The sequence below is a fragment of the Phyllobacterium sp. A18/5-2 genome (assembly GCF_025452215.1).
Classification (GTDB): Bacteria; Pseudomonadota; Alphaproteobacteria; order Rhizobiales; family Rhizobiaceae; genus Phyllobacterium; species Phyllobacterium sophorae.
The window spans coordinates 2,915,215-2,941,100 of record NZ_CP104966.1; the positions used below are offsets into that span (position 1 = coordinate 2,915,215).

Sequence of the window (25,886 nt, forward strand, 5' to 3'; positions counted from 1 at the left end):
ATATATAAACATTTACGTTGCATGACTTGATGAATAGAACCCTCCGATTATCCCTGAATAGCGCAAATTGGTGAAGGAATGGTCCACGCGGCTGACTTGATACGAAAGGCCGTGATGAGACTGGCTTGGCACAGCGGTTTCGCGTCGCGCACGCGTGATCGTTTTGGCGGTTTGGGTTCGATCATCATGTTGCATCGTGTCCGCCCGGACTGTATCAGCCCGCTCGGCGTTACGCGTTCACTGTCGATCACGCCGCACTTTCTCGACCAGATCCTGGTCTCGCTGAAATCCGAAGGCACCGAGCTTGTTTCGATGGATGAGATGGCGGATCGTGTCAGATCGGGGTCGCGTCATGACCGGCGCTTTGCCGCAGTCACGCTTCGATGACGGCTACAACGACAATCTGCATCATGCCTGGCCGGTTTTTCAAAAGCACAATGTGCCCTTCACCATCTATGCTGCGCCGGGTCTCGTCGAGGGGGCGGCGGTCCTTTGGTGGGAGGTCGTGGAAAAGCTCGTCGCTAAGGCAACCTTCATCAAAATACCGGGTGGTGGTCCCGAGTGGCGCTGCGGAACGCTCATCCAGAAGCGTGCCGCCTTCCACGCCCTGATGCGATATTTTTCCTACACGCTGACCGAACTTGACCAGGTTCCTGTCCTGCGAGAGATGTGCGCCGCCGAAGGAATGATCTGTGGCGTATCCGCGGATCGGGACGTCATGAACTGGAAGGAGTTGCGCCAGATCGCCAGCGATCCGCTGTGCACGATTGGCGCTCACACCGTCCACCACTACAACCTGAGGAGGCTGACCGCAGGTATGGTCTCACAGGAGATGCGCCTTTCCGCCGACATGCTGGAAGACAAACTGGGAAAACGTCCCCTTCATTTCGCTTATCCCTATGGCTCGGCCAAGGCCGCCGGAAAACGCGAAGCCGAGATCGCGGCCGGGGAAGGGTTCCTCTCCGCCGTCACCACGCGTCACGGCACCATTCATCCGGAGCACCGCGCCAATCTGCACGCTCTGCCGCGCATCTCCATCAATGGCCGGTTTCAGAAGCTCGTCTATGCGCAGACGATGATGAGCGGTGTGACGACGCCCATTGCCAATGCCGGCCGCCGCGTCGTGCAGGCATAGTTTTTCTAAGGAATTCAGCCTGATCCGGTAGCTGGGGCGGTTCGGGAACCGGAGCGCAGCGGTGGATCCTCAAGCCTTCTTCTTGGGGGCTTTTTCCATCCAGCTGATGATAAACATCGCGGGTACGACCCAAAGAATACCTGTCCCGAAGAAATAAATGAGGTGAACCCACGGGCTGGCGTTGCCGAGCAATGCCACGGCAAAGATGGTCGCGACGATTGCGTAAACGCAGACGAGTGCCACGAGCAGAAATGTACCGATGAGTTTCTTCAGCCTTACGGGCATCGCGCCATCCATTCTCTAGCTTCAGTGCCACCCTCTACCCGTTAACGTTTCCTGCGGAAAGCAAAAAAGTCCGGGCTGCGTTATAAACGCGACGGCGTGTCGCGTGATCGTCGCCTTGTCATGGATCATCTAATGCTGCACCTATCCGCTGGATACAGGAGTGTTCTGCATGGCCGCCCAGACAATTTCCGAAGGCAGGATTGCCTCGGTTCAGAACCAGGAAGCCCGAAATCGCCGATATATCCGCATCTGGCTCTATCTGGTGCTGATCGTATTGGCGACAATCGTAATCGTCGGTGGGGCGACGCGCATGACAGGCTCCGGTCTTTCCATCACCGAATGGAAGCCGATCCATGGCATAGTCCCGCCACTCGGCCATGACCAGTGGATGGAAGAATTCGACAAATACCGCCAGATCCCGCAATACGAGCGGCTTAACAAGGGTATGAGCCTGGCCGAGTTCCAGCAGATTTTCTGGTGGGAATGGGCGCACCGGTTTCTCGCGCGCGGCGTCGGCTTTCTTGTGGCCTTGCCGCTGGCTTTCTTCTGGCTTACAGGCCGGCTTGAGCGCCGCTTGAAACCGCGCATGGTCGGCATTCTGGCGCTCGGCGGCCTTCAGGGTGCGGTCGGCTGGTGGATGGTTGCATCAGGGCTTGTCGATCGCGTGGATGTCAGCCAATACCGGCTCGCCACACATCTGACGCTGGCCTGCATCATCTTTGCTGCCGTCATGTATGTGGCCCGCGGTCTCGCCGTCTATTCGCAAGCGTCCGCCAATCGTCAGCTCCAGCGGTTCGCAGGCTGGTTTGTGCTCTTCGTCTTCATCCAGATCTACCTGGGCGCGCTTGTCGCTGGCCTTGACGCGGGGCTTTCATACAATACATGGCCGCTGATGGATGGGTCGCTCATCCCGGGCGATCTCTTCCCGATCCAGCCGATTTGGCACAACTTCTTCGAGAATCCAAAGACCGTGCAATTCGTCCACCGGTTCTTCGCCTATTTCGTCTTTGCCGTGGCCATTTGGCAGGCCATATCGACCATGCGGCAGGCTCCGGGCACAACCCATGCGCGCCGCGCCATGCTCCTGGCGATTCTGGTTGCGCTGCAAGCGGCCATTGGCATCACGACGCTGCTCTTGCAGGTGCCGATCAGCCTCGGTCTGTTGCACCAGGCCTTTGCCATCATACTGCTTGGCTTCTCGGTCGCGCACTGGCGCGCGACGAAGGGAGCCTATCCGCTTGAAACTGAGGTTGTTTCCGGGCGGTAATTGTTCTTCCGGCGAGACTCGGTGTAGTGCTGACCTTAACTGCTCGGGAAAGCAGATAGAAATCACCGGAAACGCACAAGATGATCCTCAGCGCGAGACGCTCTTTGGCCGCCGTCACCGGTCTGGGTATCACGCAGATCACCAGCTACGGCACGCTATTCTATAGTTTCAGTATTCTCGCGCCGGCGATGGGGCAGGAGTTCGGCCAATCGCGTGAATGGCTGTTTGCAGCGTTTTCCGGAACGTTGCTGATTGGCGGTCTGGTTTCGCCATGGTCGGGCCGCTGGGCTGACAGGTTCGGAGCAGGGCGTGTCATGACGCTGGGTTCTCTGGCTGCTGCTCTTTCGCTTCTTCTCTGCGCATTGTCGCCAAGCTGGTGGATATTCGCACCGGCCCTCGTGACGACGGGCGTTGCGACACCCTTTATCCTTTACAACACGGCTTTCGCTGTCCTGGTTCAGATCGATCCAAAGGCCGCTCCACGCCGCATTACCTACCTCACTCTTATCGGCGGATTTTCTTCCACATTGTTCTGGCCGGTGGCAACGCATTTGCTGACGACGTTCACGTGGCGCGAAATTTTCGTGTTCTATGCTGCCCTGCAGCTGTTCCTGTGCTTCCCTATCCATTTCTGGCTGTCGCAAATGACACGCCGGTCGCTGCATATCCTATCGGAACGTCCGGTCGAACCTGTGGTTGCGGGAAGCGGCGGTTCGTTGCCACCGTCCAGCCGCAAGAGTGCTCTCATGCTACTGGCGACGGGTTTTTCATTTGCAAGCTTTGCCCTGTCGTCCATGCTTGTGCATCTCGTGCCGGTGCTTGGCGCGGTTGGTCTTGGCGCTTCGGCCGTCCTCGTCGGAACAATGTTCGGTCCGGCGCAGTTTGCCAGCCGCCTGGTCAATATGCTGATAGGAAGCCGGCTTTCGGCCATGATCGTAGCAATCCTGTCTACAGCCTTGATTCCATTGGCTTTCATGATGCTCTTGCTGCCGCCGGCTGTGCCGCTCATTGCCGGCGCCATACTTTTTGCCATTTTATTCGGCACGGGTTCCGGACTTAACAGCATCGTGCAGGGAACCTTGCCCCTGGCGCTGTTCGGTCATCACGGCTACGGCGAAATTCTTGGCAAGATCACTTCGTCACGACTGATCGTTTCTTCCGTATCGCCCTTTATTTTTGCTTTCTTGCTGGAACAGTTCGGACCCAGGATCGCGCTGTCGGTGGTCGCTATCGTCGGGATGCTCGGAGTGTTTACATTCATCGTGGTTGCAAGGCTGGTGAAGCGCTCAACCGAGGGCGCCTAGAACGTCCCGGATTGCCTCTGCAACGCCGAGACTGCGCGCCGCCTCGTCGTAATTCCCGTCCTCATCGTGCCACGATGCTGAAAGGCAGGCGTGCGCCATGCCGAAGCCGAGTATGGTTCTGATATCTCAGTTGAATGCCTCTGAGAACGTCCGCGCCATCGAAGCGATGCGGCTTTCGCTGGCGCGCAGATCGTCGCGGTCCAGCGGATTGTAGAACATGTTGGCAGCGTCATACATCGGATCGCCGATCAGGCCCTTCGGATCCAGCACCAGCCAGCCGCGGATCCCGTGCAACACGTTCTCATGGTGCAGGTCGCCATGCAGCGGCTGAACGTCCCGTTGATTGTTCAACAACCTGTCAGCAAGTTCTGCCGCTTCGGCAAACTGGCTTTGCACGCCGCGATTCCGGTCGGCCTCGGCCTTCTTGAACAGGCTGGCGAACATCGTTCGCAATGGTATGAGATCCGGCGGCACTGGGCGGCGGCCGGCTTGTTTGGACTGCAATAGTTTAAGAAACACATCGACGAAGATTTGCGTCGCTGCGTCGTCGCCATGTTCGTTGAGGTGATCGAGCAGCGTGCGCTCACCCGCATATTCAAGCAGCAGATTGTTGTGCGACTGCGCGAGCAGGCGGATACAACCGTCTCCGTCGTGCCATTCGAGATAGTGCGTGCCTCCCAGTTCTTCGCGCATGCCGAGCGGCGTCAGATGCTTGATCACAGCGGCTTCACCGTTTTCGAGCCGCACCTTGACGATGCGGCTGGTGACCGTTTCGGCAATCAGTTCGGGCGAGGAGACTTTCCACTCGGGCGGGAAAGTCTCCGTTATCGCATCAAGCATTGCCCAGCATCAAATCAAGGTTCTGCACCGCAGCACCCGACGCACCCTTGCCGAGATTGTCGAGGAGCGCGACCAGATTGACCTGGCCTTGACCCTCGGTGCCGAAGACGTAGAGCTTCATGATGTCGGTGTCGCGCAGCTCTTCCGGATCGAGGCGAGGCAACAAGGCGCTTTCCGCGAGCGGCACCACCTGCACGATGTTCTGGCCCTCATAATGCGCGCTCAATGCGGCATGGATATCCTGCATCGACACGTTGCCGTTGAGGTCATCAGTAAACACCGGAACCTGCACGATCATGCCTTGCGGGAAACGGCCGACACTTGGGCTAAAGATCGGCTTGCGTTCGAGATGTCCATGCGTCTGCAGTTCCGGCACATGTTTGTGCTTCAGCGGCATCGCATAGAGGAAATGATTGGCGGCGATGTGGTCCGGACTGTCCGGGTTTTCCATCTGCGCGATCATCTGCTTGCCGCCGCCGGTATAGCCGGAGACCGCATTGACCGTGACCGGATAATTGCCAGGCAAGATTCCCGCGTCGCGCAATGGCCGAACCAGGGAAATCGCGCCAGTCGGATAGCAGCCGGGATTGGCGACGAGCCGCGCATCGATGATCTTCCGCCGCTGGGCACGGTCGAGTTCGGCAAAGCCATAAGCCCAGTCCGGATGTACGCGGTGCGCCGTCGAAGTGTCGATGATTTTCGTTGAATTATGACCTTCTAGAATTGACACTGCTTCTTTCGACGCATCGTCCGGCAGGCAGAGAATGGCAACATCCGCTTCCTTCAGGAAGTAGGAGCGCAAATCCTTGTTGCGCCGCTCGGCTTCAGGAATGGAAAGGACTTCGAGATCGCCGCGGTTGGCTAACCGCGTCCGGATCTGCAGGCCGGTGGTGCCGTGTTCGCCATCGATGAAGATTTTGGGTTTCATGAGGATATCCTTGGGAAGCTTGAAATTCAGATAGTTAACGCGAGAACTCGATTCAATATCTCAGCTTCGCCGAGCCTTCTTTTCCGCCAGAATACCCAGATAATACATCGCGATTGTGGCACCTGCGATCGCGGTCACGTCCGCATGGTCATAGGCAGGCGCAACTTCAACCACATCGGCGCCGACGATGTTGAGGTCCGTCAGATGCCGCAGCACGGAAAGGATTTTTGCCGAAGACGGGCCGCCGGCGACAGGTGTTCCCGTACCCGGTGCGAAAGCCGGATCGAGGCAATCGATATCGAACGTCAGGTAAACCGGTCTGCCTGCGGTGCGCGCGATGATCTGCTTGGCGATCTCCGCCGCTGACATTTCCTCGACCTCGTAGCCGTAGACGATCTTCAACCCACAATCGTCCGGCGCATGGGTGCGGATGCCAACCTGGATCGAGTGGGAGGGGTCGATAACGCCGTCGCGTGCCGCACGCCCGACGAAGGAGCCATGATCAATGCGCTTGCCATCGTCGTACCAGGTATCCTGATGCGCATCGAACTGCACGAGCGCCACCGGTCCGTGCTTGGCGGCATGCGCCTTGAGGATCGGCCAGGTGACGAAATGATCGCCGCCGAGCGACAGCAGAAACGCGCCGGATTTGATGATCTTCGCCGCTTCGCGCTCGATCGTAGCAGGTGTCTTTTGATGATTGCCATAGTCGAGCAGGCAATCGCCATAGTCGATCACCGCGAGATCGGCAAAGAGATCGCGCTGGAACGGATATTGCGGATCATTGTCGAAGATCGCCGAAGCGCGCCGTATCGCCTGCGGGCCAAACCGCGCGCCGGGCCGGTTGGAAACCGCGGCATCGAACGGGATTCCCCAGACGACCGCTTCGGCCCCATTGAGATTTTTCGTATAGCGCCTGCGCATGAAGGAGAGGGCGCCCGCATGGGTCGGATCAGTCGCCGCGCTGGTCAATGTTCGCGCTGTGAAGGCGTGGTCGATGGACTTCGATGGCATCGGGTTCTAGGCTCCGAGGGGTGTTTGATGCACGACATTTATCTCCCCATCAAGGGGAGAGATAGGCGGCGAAGCTATCGCAAACTTGTATCGGCGCAACAAAAAAGCGGACCCAAGGGCCCGCTTTCTGTTCTTGTCCAATTGAGGCGCGAATTAACGCTTCGAGAACTGGAACGAACGGCGGGCCTTGGCCTTGCCGTACTTCTTGCGTTCGACAACGCGGCTGTCGCGTGTCAGGAAGCCGCCCTTCTTCAGAACGCCGCGCAGTGCAGGTTCGAAATAGGTGAGGGCCTTGGAGATGCCGTGACGAACGGCACCAGCCTGACCGGACAGACCACCACCGGCAACGGTAGCGATGATGTCGTACTGTCCGGCGCGGTTGGCAGCCACGATCGGCTGCTGCAGGATCATCTGCAGAACCGGACGGGCGAAATACTTGCCGTATTCCTTGTCGTTGACGACAATCTTGCCGGAACCTGGCTTGATCCAGACGCGGGCGACCGCGTCCTTGCGCTTGCCGGTTGCATAGGCACGGCCTTTGGCGTCAAGCTTGTGGACGTGAACCGGCGCAGCAGCCTGCGTCGTTGCGGCAACAGTGCCGAGGTCTGCGAGCGAGTTGAGCTCAGCCATTCTTATGCGCTCCTTTTGTTCTTGGCATTCAGCGCGCCGACGTCGAGGACTTCGGGGGACTGAGCTTCATGCGGGTGGTTGGAACCAGCGTAAACGCGCAGGTTCTTCATCTGGCGACGGCCGAGCGGGCCACGGGGAACCATGCGCTCTACAGCCTTTTCAACGACGCGTTCCGGGAAACGGCCTTCGAGCAGCTGGCGGGCAGTGCGTTCCTTGATGCCGCCGGGATGGCCGGTGTGCCAGTAATAAACCTTGTCGGTAAACTTCTTACCGGTAAAGGCAACCTTGTCGGCATTGATGATGATGACATTGTCGCCATCGTCTACGTGCGGGGTGAAGGTTGCTTTGTGCTTGCCGCGCAGGATATTGGCGACGATGGTAGCGAGGCGACCGACGACGAGACCTTCGGCGTCAATCAGGATCCACTTTTTCGTCACTTCTGCCGGCTTCTGAGAGAAGGTAGCCATTGTGTTCGTCCTTGAGATCATCCTTCACGAAGGAAGGCTTTTCTTGTTGCTTGGGTTAAGCAGATCGATGAAATCCGCATAACAATGAAAAACGGCGGGAAGTCCCACCGCAGTCGAGGGTTTCAATAAAGGGCTATGGCGCTCGCGTCAAGTGGTGGATATTTGGTGATGGTATAAATATAGCAACAAAAACAAGTGGTTATAGAAAAGGTATCATATTACCACATAATTCTCCAGCTGCTTGGCGCGTGCCGGTGCGGTAAAAGACTGTTTGTAGCGTCCTGAAAGTGGGAATGCCCGACGGCTTCGAAGGGCGCTGGACAATTCAAAGTACCCTATACATGAGCGTGGTAGAATCGAGATTGCCCTGAAACGGATCGCGGCAATATCCAGGAATGATGCCGGCCGTCGTGTAGCCCAGTGAGGCATAAAGCGGTTCGGCTTTGTCCCCGGTCCGCGTGTCCAGCGTGAGCAGGCTTCTTCCGCGTTCCCCTGCTTGCCGCTCGAGTTCGGCCATGAGCGCCTTCGCTAACCCCAGGCGCCGGAAATCAGGATGCACCAGCAATTTGCGCACTTCCGCCCGATGGGGCTGATTGGGCGGCGTGTCGTAATCAAGTTGGCCAGATCCCGCAATCCTTCCATCCCGGTGCACGACGAGCAGCAGCCGCACACCACGCTGCACTGCCGGAAGCACATTATTGATCCAGAATGCCTCGCTTTCTTCTTGCGGGAACGGCAGCACAAATCCGATGCTGGCCCCGTCATGGACGCATGCATGCAACAGCGCGCCAAGTTCGCGGACATTGTGGGCGACATCGTCGGCCGAGAAGATCGAAATGGTGGTTTGTGGGTCAGTCGACACGGTTCCTCACACGATAAGGAGAATGTATTTGGCCGCGCAATGCTCGGGAGTTTCGAATGAACTGGCGTCAAAGAGTTGGTAGCGCAGGCAGTCGCCGGGCAGCAGCTCATGAGTTTGGTCGCCGATGCTCACTCGCAACTGTCCCGCTGTCAGGATGAGATGGTGTTCGAGACCCTGCCGTGGCGGGTGCTCATAGGTGATGCGCGTACCGGGTTCGAGTTCGCATTCAAGGACTTCGCCAGCCAGTGATTGGGCGGGGGCCGACACGGAACGCCGGCGGAATCCGGTCTCCGGATCCGTCCATACGGGCTGGGTGTCGCGGCGGAGAAGCGGCGCAAAGCTGTCTTCAACCATGTGCATCAGCCGCGACATGGTCATGCCGTAGGTGGCGCACAATTTGCCAAGAACGCTCGCTGTCGGGCTCACCTCAGCGTTCTCGAGCCGGGAAAGGGTGGCGCGGCTCACATCGCTGCGCCTTGCAAGCTCGTCCAAAGCCCAGCCACGCTCAATACGCAACGCCCTGAGCCGCTGCGCGATCCGCTGGTCCATTCCGCCATCATCTGCGAGGAGATTTTCCATATGTGAGAAAATGTCTCGTATACGGGAATATGTCAAGGTCCGACAATGGCAGGATGCCGGTCGTCACCTTGCCCCAACCCACTAAGGCTTTCAGTGTTCGCTCGCGTGGGAGGCGTGGGCAGTTATGATAGCATCCGCTTCCTTTCCGTACAACTCCTCGAAATGATCGAAGGCCTTGGAATAAGTGCCGATGCCCTGCGTTGCGGAGCGCAGTGAACGCGCCAGTTCGTCCAGAACGCTGCCGGGAACGAGAGCCCGGAAAATATCCCATCCTTTGGCACGTTCGTCCCGGTCGAAGCCGAGTACCTGACCTTTGAATGCCGAAACGATCGGCACAAGATTGCCTGAATAGATGGATGGGATGTGGAACTCGACCCGGAATATAGGCTGCATCAGCACCGACGAGGATTGGGCGAGCGCATCACGGACCCCCATTTTGCCCGCTGCCCGAAATGCGAATTCAGAACTGTCGACGGAATGATGCTGGCCGTCCGTCAGCGTGACGCCGACATCGATCACACGCAGCCCCAACGGGCCTCGTTCCATCGCTTCGCGCGCACCGGCCTCGACCGCAGGTATGAAGTTCCGCGGAACGGCACCGCCCTTGACTGTCTCGGCAAAGGTAAAGCCGTCGCCGCGCCCATTCGGATGAACGCTGAGTTTGACGTCAGCAAATTGGCCGGCGCCGCCAGTCTGCTTGCGATGCCGGTAGTGGACATCCGATGACTTCGCGATTGTTTCCCGGTAGACCGGACTGGGTTGCCGGTCCGTCACCTCGACGTGGAAAACTTCGGACAATGTCTTGCAAACATCGCGCAGGTGAACAGGCCCTTGAGCGCAGATCAATTGAGCGCCGGTCCCTTCTTCCTGCATGACCTTGAGGCCCCGATCCGTCTCGGCGAGCTTCGCCAGCGTTTCGGAAAGTTTGGTTTCATCGCGCTCGCTGCTGGGCACCAATATCCTTTCAAGCATCGGCGTCGGGGGCGCAATCCAATCGGGCGCCGCCAGGGTGGTTTCGGATGTGAGCAGGGATGGCACCGGCAAGTGGTCGGACTTGACGGTGGCGAATACATCGCCGGGTGAACCCACGCCCGCGGGTATCGGCTTGCCGTTTCCCGGGTCCTGTACCGGGCCCAGCCGGGCACCGCCCAAGAGCGCCCCCTGTTTCAACCCTTCGCCGAGGGCCCGGACCAATACTGTCTTGCCTACATTTTGGCGATGATAGGCGTGAAAGCTGACGGCCGCCAACGCACTTGCCCCAGCAGTGCCCGTGGCGGCGAGGCGGTTTCGAAGGGTCTCGACCGGAGGCGCTTCATGGCGCAGGGCTTTCATCAACCGCATGATGCCATTGCTATGACTTGCTGCCCCGACGAGAACCGGGATGATCTTGTTCTCTCTGAGAACCCGCGACGAGATCGCATAGATGGCATCGTTTGCCGGTTCGCGGTCTTCTATAAGTTCCTCCAGCAGCCAGTCGTCGAATTCGGAAAGATGCTCCAGGAGCGCCGCGCGGGCCTCATGTTCACGCTCGATGACATCTTTGGGAATCTCGATCAGCGATGATGTCTGGCCTTCGCGGTAGCGCCAGGCGCGCTCGGAAATCAGGTCGCAGCTGCCAACAATCTTGTCACCCTCGCGGATGGGAATCTGCCGAAGCAGCAGCGTGTGGCTGGCGTAGTCCTGAAGAGCAGCGATGACGTCCCGGAGCCGGCCCCTCGGCTCATCCATGCGGTTGACGAAAAGGATGCATGGTGTCCCGGAGGCTTCGATGACCCGCAAATACGGCGCAGCGAGAACTGCCTCTTCCGGGGCAGGCGATACGCATAGGATACAGGCGTCGCTGGCAAGCAGTGCATGCTGCGCGTGTGCCAGGGCTTCGCCCGATCCTGGCGCATCCAACGCGCACCAGGTTTCGTTTCCGAATTCGAAATCCGTAAGGCCCAACCCATATGGTGAGACGGATTTTCGTGGTGGCCCCTCGAGCGAGCCAAGCTTTTCGACGAGTGTCGATTTTCCGGTTTGCGAAGGTCCGAGTACGGTAAAGCAGCGCATGGCGTTCCTCCCTCTGCCACGAACACAAATCTCCAGTACCAACATGCCCTAGACCGGCGCGAAGCGCCAGAGATGGCTTATTTTTCTTCGGAAATTCACGACAACTGTTCGATCCGTTACTCCAGAGTGCGGTAATGCATCTGCGGTATAGCTGCGGTAAGATATCGATTGGAGTCTGTCGCACTCCGGGGAAAGATGGGCATGGAACGTCACCTGGCAGCCGTCCTGATCGCCGATGTCGTTGGTTATGGCCGCTTGAGCCAGATCGACGAGGAGGGCACGCGCGCCCGTTTTCAAAGCGATCTGAAGGAAGTCTTTGAACCGAAGATCGCCAGGCATCATGGCCGGCTGGTCAAGACCATGGGCGATGGCCTGTTGGTCGAGTTCCACAGCGTGGTCGATGCGTTGCGCTGCGCGGTCGAGGTGCAGCAGCAGAAGGCGAAGCGGAATGCCGTTGCCCCGGCTGAACAGCGGCTCGACTTTCGCGTCGGCGTCAATCTCGGCGATATCATCGTCGAGGGTGAAGACATTCACGGCGACGGCGTCAACATCGCGGACCGGATACAGGCACTGGCGGAGCCTGGTGGAATTGCCATTTCCGGGACGACCTATGATCAGGTGAAATCGAAGCTGCCGGTTGGCTACATCTCGCTCGGCGAACAGAAGGTCAAGAGCATTACCGAGCCTGTCCGGGTATACCGTGTCGTGCTCGATCCGGCAGCAGCGGGCAAGACAATCGGCACGCGGAGTAACCTGCGCGCATGGCGTATTGCGGTTGCCGCCGCGGCGGCCGTCGCTTTTATCCTTGCCGGTGTGGCGCTCTGGTGGCAGCCATGGACTCTGATCTGGCCGCCGTCGCCAACCGAGCGGTTCGCCTATCCACTGCCTGACAAGCCTTCGGTCGCGGTGCTTCCCTTCATCAATGTCAGCGGCGATACGAAGCAGGACCATCTGGCGGAAGGTCTGACCGACGATCTGATAACCGAGCTTTCGAAGGTTTCCGGCCTGTTCGTGATCGCCCGGCATTCCGTGTTCGCGGTTCGCGATACGGCCGGCAAGATCCAGGATGTGGCTGCGGAACTCGGTGTCCACTATGTTCTCGAGGGCACGCTGCAGCGGGCCGATTCACGGCTTCGGATCAACGTCAAGCTGATCGACGCGCTCACGGGTCTCTCATTATGGGCCGAGCGATACGATCGCCAATATGTCGACCTCTTTGCGGTACAGGACGATGTTATCGGCAAGATAATTTCGGCCTTGGCGGTCAAGCTCAGCGAAGGAGAGCGCGACCAGCTGGCGCGGATACCGACGGACAACCTTGAGGCCTATGACTACTATATGAGAGCCGAGCAGGAGGGTTTTCTTTACAGCGACGTCGAGACCTATCGCCGGACCCTGTCATTCTACCAGAAGGCAATTGATCTCGATCCGGGTTTTGCCAATGCGCATGCCGGGATTGCCCGCGTTGCCGTCGATGTCTGGCGCAACGATTACAACTATCTGTGGTCGGCTGCAGTGGCGAGGAAAATTGCCTATGACGCGGCGGGGCAAGCCTTGAAGCTGGACCCGAACAACGCGCGCGCACACACCGTCCTGGCTTTGCTGCAGCTGGTAGACGGTCGCGAGACCGAGGCGAAGGAATCGGCGAACAGGGCAGTGGAAGCACAGCCGAACGATGCGGAAGCAGTTGGCAACTTGGCGTTGATCCTTGCTCAGACCGGCAGCAGGGGTCAAGCGGTTGCGGAAATGGAGAAAGCACTGCGGCTTGATCCCACGCCGGCGCCGACCTTTCAGTTGCTGGCTGGCATCGTTTTCTATACGGCGCGCGATATTGACCGGGCCATCCCCCTGATGGAGGCCGCGCGCGACGCCCTGCCCAATGCCGAACCCGCGCGCGAATATCTTGCCGCGGCCTATGTCGACCGGGGCGAACGGACGCCTGCGGCGCGGGAAACGGAAAAATTACTGCAGCTGTTTCCGGACAGCAATCTGACCTACTACAGCTACCTTTACGACTACTGGCGCGAAGACGATCTTCGCTATCATCTGACTGGCCTGCGGGAGGCAGGCATTCCCGAGTGGCCCTTCAGCTTTGCCGGAAAGGACGCAGATCAGATCGGCGGCGAGGATCTGCGCAATCTGGTCGATGGCAAGACGTGGGCCGGCAAGCACAAGAACGGTACCGAGTTCATGCAGTATTTCGACAAGGCCGGAAACACAGCCTATCGCAGCTCCAACACCAACATCACCGGCGTCGTTGAGGTCAACGAAAACCGCCTGTGCGAAAAGTTCGTGGGATATTTCCAGGATCGTATGGTGTGCGGCTATGTTTACCGCAATACGTCGCCCGAGCAGCGTGACATGCAATACGTTCATGTCACGCCACAGGCATTGAAATACTTTTCACTGACAAATTGACAGGCGTGTCTAAACGTCAGTTGGCGGAAGGTGCCTGCCAGTTCTTTTGCACTTTCTCCGTAACCAGCGTGCGTTCGACATCGGACCAATGCTTTTGCGAGTCGGTGAGCTTGGTCGGGTTCTTCTCGAAGCCATCGGCCGCCCCCGGATCGTAACTTATGTAGAGCTTGCCTTCGATGATGCGCCAGGCTTTGGGGTCAACATTGGTGGTAACCGTGCCGAACGAGACACCATCAGCGCAGTATCCGCCGTATTGCGGGGCGTACTTGGCCGGATCAGCAGCAAAAAGGTCGCGATTTTCCGCGCTGGCGAAATGCCAGGTCGCGCCCAGCCACTGGTGTGAATATTTGGCAGATCCCTGCATGGCCTGGTGCTGGGTGAAATAGGCGACCGGGTCGTATCCCTTGATCGCAACATCACCGAAATAGCCTGTATTGACGAATTCTTCGGCTATAGCGGGCTGAACCAGCGAGAGTGCAAACGCGGCGGCACCAACTGCCACGGCCAATCGAAACCCGCGTTTCATAGTAGAATCAGACATTGTGTTTTCTCCGTTTCCTCCTGCAGCGAAACGTCATTTTCGCTTCGTGCATTCGGTATAAAGCCACTGGCCGACAAGATCGGCCGGCTGACAGACCGCGCCCGCTTTCATCAGCAGGCCCGCTGCATCCCAATGTTCACGCCATCCCGCTTGCGTTAGCGGCGAATAGCCGTTCCTTTCCTTTGCTTCGATGTCGGCCTTATTGGCCAGCAGGAAAGCAACTACATCCGCATGTCCCTCTTCGGCGGCCGCATGCAGCGGTGACATGTGGTAGAAGTTCTTGGCGTCGTTGACTGCAGCTCCTTTGATGACAAGCAATTCCACGACATCGAGATTTCCGCCGTATGCCGCCGCGTGCAGCGCCGTCAGACCGCCCTTGTTGCAGATCTCGATGTCGGCCCCGCGTTCGAGCAGTAGGGCCACGACATCGGCATGCCCGGCCAGCGATGCAATCAGCAGCGCTGGCTCACCCGCATTGTCGGGCTCGACAACGTTGGCGCCTTGGTCCAGCGCCTGTTTCACGCGCCCGACATCTCCGTCTTTCGCCGCGTCATGCAAAGGACCCGCCAGTGCGGCCGAGATCCCGAGCACGATGCCAGCAATTACAATGCAAAGAAACTTCACTGCACGTCCCTCCGCTCTATCTCGGTTTCTCTTGAGCGGAATTGAAGGAAATTATCACGTACACATTCCACGAACAAGGATTAGGCATTTAACTCATCCCTTAAGCGGCGCTTCGGGAGCCCGGCGAAGGCCGGCTGTTTCGACGCGATCTCCGGGCCCGGATTACCTCGAGTGCGAGGTCCTGATCGTCCTCAAGCGTGCCACATTACCCGTATGGCCGAAATCCACATCGTGCCAGCCCGGGGCGGAACTATCGGTTCTGGAGCATGCCCGGGCAATCTCGGGATGCCGCTTGACCCACCTTTTCAGAGCGCTCCAGGCGGGACTTTCTGCGAACGATAATTTCCGCAGCCGGCCCGCAATCGGTATGCCAAACTCTCGCGCAAGGACTTCCATGTCCTCGTCGCTGAATAGTGGCAGGACGATGAGTGGATGGCCATGCTTGCAGATGGCATACCAGCGCCTGCCAGCACTTCTTGAAATGACCAGCGCGCTTCCAAGTGGGGCGCCTTGACCAAATGTTCGATTCTCCAGCATTTTCAGATATGGACCGTCGGCATAAACGGTCCCCGTAAAAAGGCGGCCGCAGATCTCGACCCGATAGAATTCATGTCTGTCCGGCATCCGGTTCTCCTTTGAAGAGGATTTGACGCAGGTACAACGTTAGCTACTCGGCGAGATCATACATGGCTGCAAGCGCGGATATTGATGAGTATCCGGATTCGGCGCATCACCCTCCGGGGTGATCCCCTTGGGTTAAGCGATGTCCGGAAGAGGCGACCCTGCACGGCCATCGGCAATATGAAGGGCCATTCTCAACCACCAAATTGACTGGTGCAGGCAGCGCTCCACTTTATTGCGTTGTGAGCTGTATAATACAGCGGCAAGAGTCGGTCCCATGTGCGCGGCAACCGGCTCACTGCATCGAAATCGGAGCGGTATGATGGGTATTTTTGTCGAGAAGCTGATTGGACTGGCCGGGAGGCAATCCGGGCGTGCCAAGTGCGATGTTCCAGCGGGGACCATGAATGATCTGGCATCGCGCAAGCAATCGCCCGCCATCGCCATCGCCATAGCCTTGTTTTGTATCCTGGCTATTCCGGGCCGGCCGGCTGTCGCTGCCGAGTGCAATACGTCGCCTTCGCCCGGATTGGATTGGGGCGATTGCAACAAGCGAAACCTGATCATACCCGGTAGTGAGCTTGAGGGCGCCAATCTGTTCAGCACCGATTTTACCCTGACTGACCTTAGTGGCGCCAATTTGAAGTCAGCGAATTTGGAAAAGGCGACACTGGTACGCTCGTTGCTCGCAGGGGCCAACGCGGAGAAGGCCAACTTCGCCAGAATTGAGGCCTACCGCTGCAGTTTCGCCAATGCTTCGGCCGATGGCGCTACCTTCGCCGCCGCGGAACTGCAGCGCGCCAATTTCAGCGGGGCACAGCTCACCGGAGTCAGCTTCGAGAAGGCGGAACTTGGACGCGCCGATTTCAGCAAGGCAGTTTTGACGGGTGCCCGTTTTTCGCTCGCCAACCTTTCACGGGCGAACCTGAGTAACGCGATTTTTGAGGGCCCGATCGTATTTGATCGCGCGTTCATGTTCCTGACCCGGATAGAGGGGATGGACCTGACGGCTGCGCAGGGCCTCGAGCAGCAGCAGGTCGATCTTGCTTGCGGAAATACCGCCACCAAGCTGCCAGCAGGTCTGAAGACTCCGGCCAGTTGGCCCTGTGCATCTGAATGACATCGCTCTGGAGCAAGCTTTGGACAAGGCCTGCTCTAGGTGCGCCGGACCTGCCAGGCGAGCTGTGTCAGTGCCGCGCCGACGCTGATCAGTTGAATCCCAAGCAGCAGCCCGACGAGCCAAAGCGCCGTGACCGGGAGACTGGCCCAGAGAACCAGCGAGAGCAGGATCCCGACCAGTCCGCTGGCCAGCACCCATCCCCAGTTGGGGAATGGCCGGATCGTTAGCGAGAAGACGATCTTCGAGATACCCTCGATCATGAAGAACACGATCAGGAGAAGCGTGACGGTCAGCAGGCCCTGTGCCGGATCCCGCAAGAAGAGGAAGCCGATGAGCAGGGCAAGGATGACGGAGACGAGCTGCAGCCAGAAATGCGGCACGTGTCGCGCGCCAAGCAGGCCGATGCCCTGCGCAAGGCCGCTGATGATCAACAGCCATCCCAGAAGGATGATGACTGCGACCGATGAGATCACGGGATAGATGATCGCCAGGATACCGGCGGCGACCAGTACGATACCTTGGATGAGATACCATAACGAGTATCGCTTGACCGTTTCCCGCATTGCCTCACGGAAGACTTCCGCAGCGGCGTCCAATGACATTGCCATGAACCTTCTCCCTTTTGATACTGCTGGGGTAACGCAGCACGGCGCACGCATCGCCACGCTCCGGAACTCGTCCGGCAATCATGATTCTTGATGGTCGCAACGTGCAAGTACGTAACGGTAACAGGTCCTGACCCCCTTGGGCTTTGGAGACTCCTCCTGACGTTGGTGATTGCATAGTATACCAGAACAATGCAGCATACCGCTCCCTTGGCATGTGGGGGCAAGCCAATGGAGCCGGACGATTTCTCCCCGGGATTGGCACTTGTTGCCGTAAGGCCTCACGAGAGGGCTGATACAGCAGTCATGACACGCGCGCAGCAAGTGGGTGTAATTATCGGTCTCGCGATCGTGGCGGCGCTCACGATTCTGCGGGCGAGTGATCCGCCACTGCTCAAGCAGGCGCGCGAAGTAACATTCGACGAATATCAGCGCCTGGCGCCCCGCGCATTCGAGAACCTGCCCGTCCGGGTCATCGACATCGACGAAGCATCGCTGCGCGAGTTCGGGCAGTGGCCATGGCCGAGAGACCGGATTGCCACCCTCGTAGACAGACTCTCCGACATGGGAGCATCGGCAATTGCGTTCGACATTCTCTTCGCTGAACCCGATCGCCTGTCGCCGCGCACCGTCGTTCGTGACGTGCCCGGAATTGACGCCGGACTGCTTGGCCAATTGCCGGACAATGACGAGATCTTCGCGCGCGCAATTGCTGGAAAGCCGGTCGTGCTGGGCTTTGGCCTGTCCAACGAGGGAAACTATCGCCCGCCTGTGAAAGCGGGCTTTGCCTTTACAGGTGAAAGTCCCCTTGGCGCGCCTCCCAGTATCAGAGCCGCGACACCCTTGCGACCGCAACTCGAGGCCAATGCCGCGGGCATAGGGCATATCAGCCTCAATCCTGGTGCCGCTTCGAACGTGGTCCGCGCTGTACCGCTTGTCCTGAGCGATGGCGAGCAGCTCTATCCCAACCTTGCGCTTGAAGCGCTGCGCGTCGCTCAAGGTGCGTCGACCTACCTTCTGGCCGACGCGCCGAACGTGCCGGACACCATAACCCAGGTCAAGATCGGCGACTTCATTGTACCGGTGACGGCGGCGGGCGAACTCTGGCTCTATGTCAGCCCCGACACTGCAGAGAGATATATTTCGGCCAGACAAATCCTTGCGGCCACGGGCGCGTCGCCCGCGACGAGGGCCGGCGTCGAAGGCAGCATCGTGTTTGTCGGCACATCGGCTGCAGGGCTCCAGGACATCCGTACGACCGCACTTGGGCAAAATGTCCCGGGTGTATCGCTGCACGCGCAAACCGTGGAACAGATTCTGTCCGGACGCTTTCTTTCACGGCCGGATTGGGCGGATGGCCTTGAAATCCTGTCAATTGCGGTGGCCGGTAGTTTTCTCGTGCTGGTAACCACCTTCGTCAGCCCTGCCGTTGCTCTGGCGTGCGGTCTCCTGATCACCGTGCTTGCTCTTGTCGCCTCATGGCTTGCCTTCTTCTATGCGGGGCTCCTCTTTGATCCGCTGGCTCCAATCGTCAGCGGATCGATCACCCATTTCGGTGCCACGGCGTTCCGGTTCCTGGTGATCGATCGGGAGCGCCGCGAAGTCCGGCGGGCCTTTGGCCACTATCTTTCACCATCGTTGTTGTATCGCATTGAGCACACGCCGAACGCTCTGCGCCTCGGCGGCGATGATCGCGAACTGACGGTCATGTTCGTCGATGTCCGAAATTTCACCCAGATCAGCGAGCGCCTGCCGCCTGCCGCCGTTGTTGGTTTCCTGAACACTCTTCTCGACGCGCTTAGCCATCACGTCATTGCGAACGAAGGCACCCTCGACAAGTTCATCGGGGACTCGATCATGGCCTTCTGGAACGCGCCCATCGATGTCGACAAACATGCAAGCAAGGCGGTTCACGCTGCGCTGGCCATGCGCGAGACGCTTGCGCGCCTTAATGCAGACGACGCATTCGGCTTCGGAGATGAGCAAAAAGTCGGCATTGGTATCGGTATCCATACCGGCCTTGCCTGTGTCGGGAATATGGGCGCCGAAACGCGATTCAATTATTCGGCTGTCGGCGATGCCGTCAACATAGCCGCGCGGATCGAGTCATCCTGCAAAGAGGTGAACTTCGACATTCTCGTGTCCGAGAGCACGGCAAAGATGTTGCCGGACTGTGCCTTGCTGGAGGCAGGGGCACTGGGCCTTAAAGGAAAGAGCACCCGGACGAGACTTTTCGCCGTCGTTGGCGACGAGCACCTGGCGGCGACTGCCCAATTTGCTGAATTGCAATCGATTCACCGGCAGCTGGTCGAAGCCTTGCGTTCACGGTCGGCAGCCAGCCGCAAGATCGTTAGCGCCGCAAAACTCGCGGCTGCTGGACTAACGCCCGAATTGCCTGAATTCTATCGCCGGATTTCCCGCAGGTCCGAACACTTTCTTCACGAGTCCGCAGAAAGAGCCGACCGGTCAGCGGAATAGCCGGAAGCCATGCCTGCACTGCTTCACAGAATGCTATTTGCCATGTCCGCCTCTGCCGTGGTGCCCCCTGTCATGGCGGTCGCTGTCGTAACGGCCGTGATCCGTGTCGCGGTGACCCCTGTGGTGCCTGCTATGGTCCTTGTGCGGCTTGTCATGCTTCACCTTATCCGGTTTGTGCGGTTTTTCCGGCGGGGCGGGATCATCCGGAGGAGCCGGTTTGTCAGGCGGGGAGGCCGGTGCAGGCCGGTCCGGTGGAGCGGGCCGGTCTGGCGGGGCTTGCGGGGCCCGCGGTTCCGGACTGGATTGCGGGGCAGCGCGCTCAGGGTTGCGATCCTTCGGGTTTTCAACCGATGCGAGGCCGCATCCACCAACTCCTGCAATACCTAGTCCTCCCGTGAGCTGTTGGCTGCCGGAGAGGAACGGCAGGGAGCGCTGGCTGCCAAGCGTTCTGAGCACATCCCTGGTGACCCGGCGGGGGTCAGTCATGCTGCCATTGCGTTTGGCGACGACACAATCGCACCGCCGCGTTAATTGCCTGCAGCCTCCTGGACCGCAGAATTCTGCCCGGCCGCTCAACAGGACGACGGCAGTCGTACCATCGGCGCCGATGGAGAAGTCGAAGGCAGTTCCGCGCACTCCAATCGTTCCGGCGGGCGTCAAGATCTCATAGGCCGAGGATTTCGAGTTTCCGCTGATCCAGCGGAACGTTCCCTTTGCCGCTTTGATGGTTAGCCGTTTGAGCGATTTTGTGTCGTCGTAAACAAATCTGTCGATGACCACGGACGAGCCCCATCCCACAGCAAGTTTGGTGCCGTCCTGGAAAAGAAACTGGCCAAGTCCCGACTGGGATGTCTTGATCCGTTCATCCCGGTGGACCGGGTCTTTGACCGCCAGTGGACCACTGGCACCCCTCACTTCGGTCTTGATCAGCACGGCTTCGCCGACTGGCTCGGCCGCCATTGCCGGCAACGGATTGCAAAGCGTGAGACCGAGCGCCGCGATTGCGGCGGCGCCGCACATATGCCACATCACACCCCTCCTGAACGGTTCAGTCTAACATGCTAGGGAGTGCGGGTCTCTTTACCCATTTTGGTTAGATCGTACGCAACCGTTTTCATGAGGAAGCCGGCAACCGGTCAGCCGATGTTGATGAGCACTTTTCCGCCTTCGACCTTAACCGGGTAGGTCTTGAGGTTGACGCAGACGGGCGCACCTTTCGCGTCGCCGGTCCGGTAATCGAACCGCCCGTTATGCTTCGGACATTCGATAATGTGGTCCATGACGAGACCATCTGCCAAGTGTACGTGTTCATGAGTGCAGAGTCCGTCCGTCGCGAAGTACTGGTCCTCCGGGGAGCGATAGATTGCGAATGTCCGGCCAGCGTGATCGAAACGGATGACATCCTCCTCTTCGATGGCATCAGCATCGCAGGCGGGGATCCAGGTGTTTGCTTCAAGCGTAATCATCGCGCGCTATCCTCCTTGAAAATGATGAAGTTGCTGCTCATTCGGCCGCTACGACCGTCAATGGTAGCGGACGGCGGACATACCAGCTCGGGTCCTCCACCTGCTTGAGCACCGCGGGAATGATCTCGGTGTAACAGGCCAGAAGCCCAGGATAGGCCGGCGGGCATTCCTCCTTGATCATCTCGTGCAGTTTGGGAAGATTGTAGAAAGGCACCATTGGAAACATGTGGTGTTCGATATGGTAGTTCATGTTGATGTACATGAAGCGGAAAAAGGAATTGGTGTACCAGGTCCGCGTGCTGAGACGATGGTCGCGAATATCCTCCTGCATGCCGGCATGCTGGGTCAGGTTGAACAACTGAGCCATGAACCCGCCGTAGAAACGGGGCAGGACGATGAACATTGCCGGCAGGATCGAGCCGGTGATGATGCATCCCAGGATAACTCCGGCAAAGATCGCGACATAGACCCGCGACGACCAGAAAACCTTGCGTTTCTCACCGTCGGGAATGAAGTGACGGCCTTCTTCGTTCAAGCCGCCGAATGCCTGCCGGAAAATCGAGCCGATCTGTTTCAGACCCGATTTGATAAAGAAGAGATCGAGGAACATTCCGGCAATGTCAGGTGGGCGCGGCACGGCGATCTCAGGGTCACGGCCGACGATAAGCGTCTCGGTATGGTGGCGGGAGTGGCTCCAACGCCAATAATGCCCTTCATGCAACGTCATGAAGCCGTTGAGATGATAGAGGATTTCATTGATCCGGCGCGTCTTGAACGGGGTTCCGTGCGACAGCTCATGTGCATGGTGATCGGACATCGAATAGACGAGACCGTAGACGAGGAAAGCAGGGACACACCACAATGTCCCCCAGGTGAGAAACGCCGCAGATCCTGAGCCGGCGAGCAAGGCCAGCCACATGCCGAAGTGCCGCAAGCCGGCAGCGTCGGATCGCTTGATTAATTGCTTGAACGCTTTCCTGTCTACCCTGGCGGAAAACCACTCCGCTTCGACTTTGTCCTCGAACGTGTCTCCAGTGATGTCAGCCGCGCCGCTCGCATCGCCGACGAGCGCGTAGCTGCGATACGTTCTTTCCATGATGGCCTCCCATTCCTCCCGCCAACAGCGAGCCGGCGATGAGCAATCTTATGTTTCTGGAGAGATTCATTCAACAGTTTGACATTTTTTCTTTCAAAAATTGCCGAAAACGCCGATACTCAAGATGAAAGAATAGTTTCATGGAGATCGGTATGCGGCGTCCAAACATGTCTGCTCTGGCGAAGGAGGCCGGTGTTGGCCTTTCCACGGTCGATCGTGTGCTGAACGGACGCGCCGATGTGCGCGAAGAAACGGCGCGGCGTGTACTCGATGCGGCCGAACGCATCGGCTTCTATGCAACCCCGCTTCTGAGGCAGCGTCTGAAGGCGGATCTGCCGCAGCGGACGTTTGCCTTCCTGCTTCAACAGAAATCGACTGCTTTCTACAAATTGCTTGGCGAGGCTCTGCAAAAGGCAACAGACGAATGTGCGTTGGTCCGGAGCAAGGCCGTCATCGAGTTTATGGACGATCTCACGCCGGGAGCCATAGCGGAAACCCTGCTGCGGATGGGCAGGATCGCAGACGGTGTTGCAGTGGTGGCCGCCGACCACCCCAACGTGACTGCGGCCATCGAAACGCTCAGCTCGAAATCGATCCCGGTCGTCGCGCTGATTTCCGATCTGACGGCGGCGTCGCGGGCGGGCTATGCCGGTCTTGATAACAGGAAGGTAGGGCGAACAGCCGCTTGGTTCCTGTCGAACATGCTGCCGGCAAATTCGACTGTATCGATCTTCGTAGGCAGCCACCGCTATCTTTGTCAGGAGGCTTGCGAGAGCGGGTTCAGGTCGTATCTTCGGGAAAGCGCTCCGGACTTCGTTCTGATTGATCCTGTCGCGGCGGCTCGAGCGTGACGAATACGCTTTTGAGGCGACCCTCAATCTGTTGCGGCAGCGTCCCGGCATAAACGGCCTGTATATCGCAGGCGGGGGCATCGAGGGCGTGTTGAAGGCGGTGAGGGAAGCCGGCCGGGAGCGCACGCTTCCAATCGTCGGGCACGATCTGACCGAAACCACGGCTCGCGGATTGATTGATGGAACCTTAAAGATTGTCCTCTCCCATCCGATCGACGCTATCGCAAAAGGGACAGTGGAACTCCTGGTGGAAAGGAGCCTTCAGCCCCAGACCGGGTGGCAGTACGCACACCAGAATTATCCGATGCAGATTTTTTCTCCAGAGAGCTTGTAGCGATCAAGAGTATCGCCTTCGCGCATGCTGTCGCGCTGCGGACGGCGAGGGCCGCTTCACTTGCGTAGTTACTGTTACGTACTTTTCTCCAGTTGCAATCAAATGCATGTTGGGCGGTAGGCTGACATGATGTACTGTGGCGGCAGTCTTGGAGGGGCGGAACATTGGACAGCAGTCTACATCCGGCGGCGGTGGAACACCTGCCAGCTTTTGTTACGGCGCCTGGCCAAACTGACTGGCTATTCAACGTCGTCGTCGTTGTCCTCCTGGCAATGATCCTGCTCATCGGCAATATCTATTTCAAACTCCATGCACTACCCGAGCAAATGGCCCATCGCACGAAAAAGGTGCAAATGGAGTTGGTGGCTGTCCTGGCGCTTATCTCCCTGTTTACCCATAACCATCTTTTCTGGATCGCCGGTTTGTTGCTTGCGCTGATCGATCTGCCGGATTTTTCGACGCCAATGGGTTCAATGGCACAGTCGCTCGAAAAACTCTCGGGTCGTAATATTGAAGTAAAGGAGGAGGCCATCGTCCCACCGCCCCCTGATGTGTCACCGAAATCTGATGCTGCGGGCGGAGGTATTTGAGTCATGTTTGAGCTCATTCTCTGTTCCATGCTCACGGTGTTGCCCGATTATCTTTTCCGCCGCTACGTCCAAGGAAAGCGCATCGGGCGCGAGATTACCCTCTATACGATGTGGTACGAATTACGCTGGGGAATTACGGCGTGCCTGTTGCTGACTGTTTCGTTGATCACCCTTATCTTTTACTATCATCCTTCGACAAAGAACGTCACCGCGATATTCCGTACCGTGACCATCCTCCCGGAAACCACCGGCCGCGTTGCCGAGGTGTTTGTTGGCGTCAATGCGAAGGTAGAATCAGGCGCGCCGCTATTCCGGCTCGACAGCTCCGAACAGGAGGCCGCGCGGGAGACGGCGCAACGCCGCATAGCTGAAACCGTCGCCGAGACGACAGTGGCGCAAACAGAACTGGCCGCGGCGGACGGTCTCATTCAGCAGGCGCAGGGCGCATACCAGCAAGCTTTGGACGAGTTGGCGACGAGGCAAGAACTTCTGCGGCGCAGGGCGGACGTTTCGGTCCGCGAGGTTGAGCGCTTGCAAGTCGTCGCGGACGGCCGGAAAGGTGGGCTTGACGCCTCTGTTGCAAACAAGCGGACGATCGAGACGAAACTGGACTCGCTCCTGCCTGCTCAGAAGGCGAGTGCAGAGGCAGCGCTCGCGCAGGCACAAGTCGAGCTGGATAAAACCCTGGTTCGGGCCGGCGTCGCTGGAACCGTCCAGCAGTTCACGCTTCGGCCCGGCGATATTGTAAACACGATGATCCGGCCGGCCGGCATTCTCGTCCCGCAAGAGGCCGGACGTGGAGCACTGATTGCCGGCTTTGGTCAGATCGAGGCGCAGGTGATGAAAAAGGGGATGATTGCCGAGGCCACGTGTATCGGCAAGCCATTTACGATCATTCCCATGGTCGTCACTGAAGTACAGGATGTTATCGCCGCGGGACAATTGCGGCCGACAGACCAGCTTGTCGATGTACGGCAGATTGCCCAGGGAGGGACACTCACCGTCTTCCTCGAGCCGCTCTATCCCGGTCTGCTGGCCGGCTTGCCGCCAGGCAGCAGCTGCATCGCCAATGCCTATACCAACAATCATGAAGCTCTTGCCGCGAAAGATATTGGCACAGCAGAATGGATGTTCCTGCATGTCGTCGATGCGATAGCGATCGTGCATGCGATGATTCTTCGAATTCAGGCGCTGCTGCTGCCCGTCCAGACGCTCGTGTTGGGAGGCCACTGAGACTCTGAGATTCAGGAAAGGCGCCAGACCGCAAGTAAAAGCGTTTCAGAACTGTGGTAGAACTATTTCATGGACTTTCAGCACTTTACGCTCAAGCGGCTCACACCGGACGACATCTCGCTCCTCCGCCAGTTGAATGCCTTGTTCGGCAATGCATTTTCTGATCCCGGGGCATATGGAAGCGAGCCGCCGACTGATGTGTATTTGAGGGGCATTCTTGCCAAGGATCACATTGTGGCCCTGGTTGCACTGGCAGGCGAAGGTCTCGCCGGCGGGCTCGTCGCCTACGAACTCGACAAGTTTGAGCAGGCGCGGCGTGAGTTCTATATCTACGACCTCGCGGTTGACGAAAACTATCGCCGTCAGGGAATAGCGACGTCTCTGATCCACCGCTTACGGGATATTGCCAGGCACCGCGGCGCCTGGGTCGTATATGTTCAGGCGGATCACGGTGACGATCCGGCGATCGCATTGTACGAAAAGCTCGGGGTACGCGAAGACGTACTGCATTTCGACATTGGCGTGGACTGACATGGGCATCGACAG

The 25,886-nt window shown here is 58.5% G+C and carries 28 protein-coding genes; 12 read left to right on the forward strand and 16 right to left on the reverse strand.

Annotated features, from left to right (window positions below; all coding sequences use genetic code 11):
• Positions 1-111: 111 nt before the first annotated feature.
• Complete coding sequence (locus N8E89_RS14520; protein WP_262260317.1) at positions 112-387, forward strand: hypothetical protein; 276 nt, start codon at positions 112-114, stop codon at positions 385-387.
• Positions 353-1,135, forward strand: a complete 783-nt coding sequence (locus N8E89_RS14525; RefSeq protein WP_262260319.1) for a polysaccharide deacetylase family protein — start codon at positions 353-355, stop codon at positions 1,133-1,135. Before N8E89_RS14520 ends, N8E89_RS14525 begins: the two co-directional genes overlap by 35 nt.
• 69 nt (positions 1,136-1,204) lie before the next feature.
• Here the strand turns inward: N8E89_RS14525 and N8E89_RS14530 are convergent, their stop codons facing one another.
• On the reverse strand, positions 1,205-1,420 hold the full coding sequence (locus N8E89_RS14530) for a DUF2842 domain-containing protein (protein ID WP_106665004.1): 216 nt from the start codon (positions 1,418-1,420) through the stop codon (positions 1,205-1,207).
• A 169-nt stretch (positions 1,421-1,589) separates the two neighbouring features.
• Between N8E89_RS14530 and N8E89_RS14535 the strand changes: the two genes are divergently transcribed.
• Positions 1,590-2,687: a COX15/CtaA family protein gene (locus tag N8E89_RS14535; protein ID WP_262260320.1), complete on the forward strand. Its 1,098-nt coding sequence runs from the start codon at positions 1,590-1,592 to the stop codon at positions 2,685-2,687.
• An 80-nt stretch (positions 2,688-2,767) separates the two neighbouring features.
• Positions 2,768-3,991, forward strand: a complete 1,224-nt coding sequence (gene arsK, locus N8E89_RS14540) for an arsenite efflux MFS transporter ArsK (protein WP_113172727.1) — start codon at positions 2,768-2,770, stop codon at positions 3,989-3,991.
• A 126-nt stretch (positions 3,992-4,117) separates the two neighbouring features.
• Here arsK and N8E89_RS14545 read toward each other — a convergent pair whose 3' ends face one another.
• The 8 genes from N8E89_RS14545 to N8E89_RS14580 all read right to left on the reverse strand — a co-directional run bounded on the left by N8E89_RS14545 (position 4,118) and on the right by N8E89_RS14580 (position 11,363).
• Complete coding sequence (locus tag N8E89_RS14545) at positions 4,118-4,831, reverse strand: aminoglycoside phosphotransferase family protein (protein WP_315975653.1); 714 nt, start codon at positions 4,829-4,831, stop codon at positions 4,118-4,120.
• Positions 4,824-5,759, reverse strand: a complete 936-nt coding sequence (gene argC / locus N8E89_RS14550) for an N-acetyl-gamma-glutamyl-phosphate reductase (RefSeq protein ID WP_262260321.1) — start codon at positions 5,757-5,759, stop codon at positions 4,824-4,826. Before argC ends, N8E89_RS14545 begins: the two co-directional genes overlap by 8 nt.
• Positions 5,760-5,819: 60 nt before the next feature.
• Complete coding sequence (gene speB, locus N8E89_RS14555; protein WP_106664948.1) at positions 5,820-6,773, reverse strand: agmatinase; 954 nt, start codon at positions 6,771-6,773, stop codon at positions 5,820-5,822.
• A 153-nt stretch (positions 6,774-6,926) separates the two neighbouring features.
• On the reverse strand, positions 6,927-7,403 hold the full coding sequence (gene rpsI / locus N8E89_RS14560; protein WP_262260322.1) for a 30S ribosomal protein S9: 477 nt from the start codon (positions 7,401-7,403) through the stop codon (positions 6,927-6,929).
• 2 nt (positions 7,404-7,405) lie between these two features.
• Positions 7,406-7,870: a 50S ribosomal protein L13 gene (gene rplM, locus N8E89_RS14565; protein ID WP_106664950.1), complete on the reverse strand. Its 465-nt coding sequence runs from the start codon at positions 7,868-7,870 to the stop codon at positions 7,406-7,408.
• A gap of 325 nt (positions 7,871-8,195) precedes the next feature.
• Complete coding sequence (locus N8E89_RS14570) at positions 8,196-8,732, reverse strand: GNAT family N-acetyltransferase (RefSeq protein WP_262260323.1); 537 nt, start codon at positions 8,730-8,732, stop codon at positions 8,196-8,198.
• 6 nt (positions 8,733-8,738) lie between these two features.
• Positions 8,739-9,281: a helix-turn-helix domain-containing protein gene (locus N8E89_RS14575; protein WP_262260325.1), complete on the reverse strand. Its 543-nt coding sequence runs from the start codon at positions 9,279-9,281 to the stop codon at positions 8,739-8,741.
• A gap of 120 nt (positions 9,282-9,401) precedes the next feature.
• Positions 9,402-11,363, reverse strand: a complete 1,962-nt coding sequence (locus N8E89_RS14580) for an elongation factor G (RefSeq protein ID WP_262260326.1) — start codon at positions 11,361-11,363, stop codon at positions 9,402-9,404.
• Positions 11,364-11,564: 201 nt separating this feature from the next.
• Here N8E89_RS14580 and N8E89_RS14585 point away from each other — a divergent pair, with 201 nt between their 5' ends.
• Positions 11,565-13,781 carry an adenylate/guanylate cyclase domain-containing protein gene (locus tag N8E89_RS14585; protein WP_262260327.1) on the forward strand — a complete coding sequence of 739 codons (2,217 nt, stop codon included), beginning with the start codon at positions 11,565-11,567 and terminating at the stop codon, positions 13,779-13,781.
• 16 nt (positions 13,782-13,797) lie between these two features.
• On the opposite strand, the gene N8E89_RS14590 is transcribed toward N8E89_RS14585, so the two are convergent.
• The 3 genes from N8E89_RS14590 to N8E89_RS14600 all read right to left on the reverse strand — a co-directional run bounded on the left by N8E89_RS14590 (position 13,798) and on the right by N8E89_RS14600 (position 15,570).
• A complete protein-coding gene (locus tag N8E89_RS14590; protein ID WP_262260328.1) occupies positions 13,798-14,322 on the reverse strand; it encodes a YHS domain-containing (seleno)protein in 525 nt (174 codons plus the stop codon).
• A gap of 33 nt (positions 14,323-14,355) precedes the next feature.
• Positions 14,356-14,946, reverse strand: a complete 591-nt coding sequence (locus N8E89_RS14595) for an ankyrin repeat domain-containing protein (protein ID WP_262260329.1) — start codon at positions 14,944-14,946, stop codon at positions 14,356-14,358.
• A gap of 162 nt (positions 14,947-15,108) precedes the next feature.
• Complete coding sequence (locus tag N8E89_RS14600; protein ID WP_262260330.1) at positions 15,109-15,570, reverse strand: hypothetical protein; 462 nt, start codon at positions 15,568-15,570, stop codon at positions 15,109-15,111.
• Between the two features lie 400 nt (positions 15,571-15,970).
• Here N8E89_RS14600 and N8E89_RS14605 point away from each other — a divergent pair, with 400 nt between their 5' ends.
• Complete coding sequence (locus tag N8E89_RS14605; protein WP_410010378.1) at positions 15,971-16,687, forward strand: pentapeptide repeat-containing protein; 717 nt, start codon at positions 15,971-15,973, stop codon at positions 16,685-16,687.
• A 35-nt stretch (positions 16,688-16,722) separates the two neighbouring features.
• On the opposite strand, the gene N8E89_RS14610 is transcribed toward N8E89_RS14605, so the two are convergent.
• Positions 16,723-17,295, reverse strand: coding sequence for an HdeD family acid-resistance protein (locus N8E89_RS14610; protein ID WP_106664957.1), 573 nt, complete (start codon positions 17,293-17,295; stop codon positions 16,723-16,725).
• A gap of 303 nt (positions 17,296-17,598) precedes the next feature.
• On the opposite strand from N8E89_RS14610, the gene N8E89_RS14615 reads away from it, so the two are divergent.
• Positions 17,599-19,770: a CHASE2 domain-containing protein gene (locus N8E89_RS14615; RefSeq protein ID WP_262260332.1), complete on the forward strand. Its 2,172-nt coding sequence runs from the start codon at positions 17,599-17,601 to the stop codon at positions 19,768-19,770.
• Positions 19,771-19,803: 33 nt separating this feature from the next.
• Here the strand turns inward: N8E89_RS14615 and N8E89_RS14620 are convergent, their stop codons facing one another.
• The 3 genes from N8E89_RS14620 to N8E89_RS14630 form a co-directional block, all read right to left on the reverse strand.
• Positions 19,804-20,799 (reverse strand): FecR family protein, encoded by a 996-nt coding sequence (locus N8E89_RS14620; protein WP_106664959.1) that lies wholly within the window; start codon positions 20,797-20,799, stop codon positions 19,804-19,806.
• A 107-nt stretch (positions 20,800-20,906) separates the two neighbouring features.
• Entirely contained in the window at positions 20,907-21,236 is a 330-nt protein-coding gene (locus N8E89_RS14625; RefSeq protein ID WP_113172718.1) for a MocE family 2Fe-2S type ferredoxin, read from the reverse strand.
• 37 nt (positions 21,237-21,273) lie between these two features.
• Complete coding sequence (locus tag N8E89_RS14630; protein ID WP_112759934.1) at positions 21,274-22,332, reverse strand: fatty acid desaturase; 1,059 nt, start codon at positions 22,330-22,332, stop codon at positions 21,274-21,276.
• Positions 22,333-22,484: 152 nt separating this feature from the next.
• Here N8E89_RS14630 and N8E89_RS14635 point away from each other — a divergent pair, with 152 nt between their 5' ends.
• From N8E89_RS14635 to N8E89_RS14655, 5 genes are all read left to right on the forward strand, one after another.
• The gene (locus tag N8E89_RS14635; RefSeq protein WP_262260334.1) at positions 22,485-23,183 is read left to right on the forward strand and encodes a LacI family DNA-binding transcriptional regulator; all 699 of its coding nucleotides are present in this window, start codon (positions 22,485-22,487) and stop codon (positions 23,181-23,183) included.
• Positions 23,155-23,517: a type 1 periplasmic-binding domain-containing protein gene (locus N8E89_RS14640; protein WP_262260335.1), complete on the forward strand. Its 363-nt coding sequence runs from the start codon at positions 23,155-23,157 to the stop codon at positions 23,515-23,517. The genes N8E89_RS14635 and N8E89_RS14640 overlap by 29 nt, the downstream gene beginning before the upstream one ends.
• A 164-nt stretch (positions 23,518-23,681) precedes the next feature.
• Entirely contained in the window at positions 23,682-24,107 is a 426-nt protein-coding gene (locus N8E89_RS14645; protein ID WP_262260336.1) for a hypothetical protein, read from the forward strand.
• 3 nt (positions 24,108-24,110) lie between these two features.
• Positions 24,111-25,340: an HlyD family secretion protein gene (locus N8E89_RS14650; protein WP_106664963.1), complete on the forward strand. Its 1,230-nt coding sequence runs from the start codon at positions 24,111-24,113 to the stop codon at positions 25,338-25,340.
• 69 nt (positions 25,341-25,409) lie between these two features.
• On the forward strand, positions 25,410-25,871 hold the full coding sequence (locus N8E89_RS14655; protein WP_106664964.1) for an AAC(3)-I family aminoglycoside N-acetyltransferase: 462 nt from the start codon (positions 25,410-25,412) through the stop codon (positions 25,869-25,871).
• Positions 25,872-25,886: the final 15 nt, after the last annotated feature.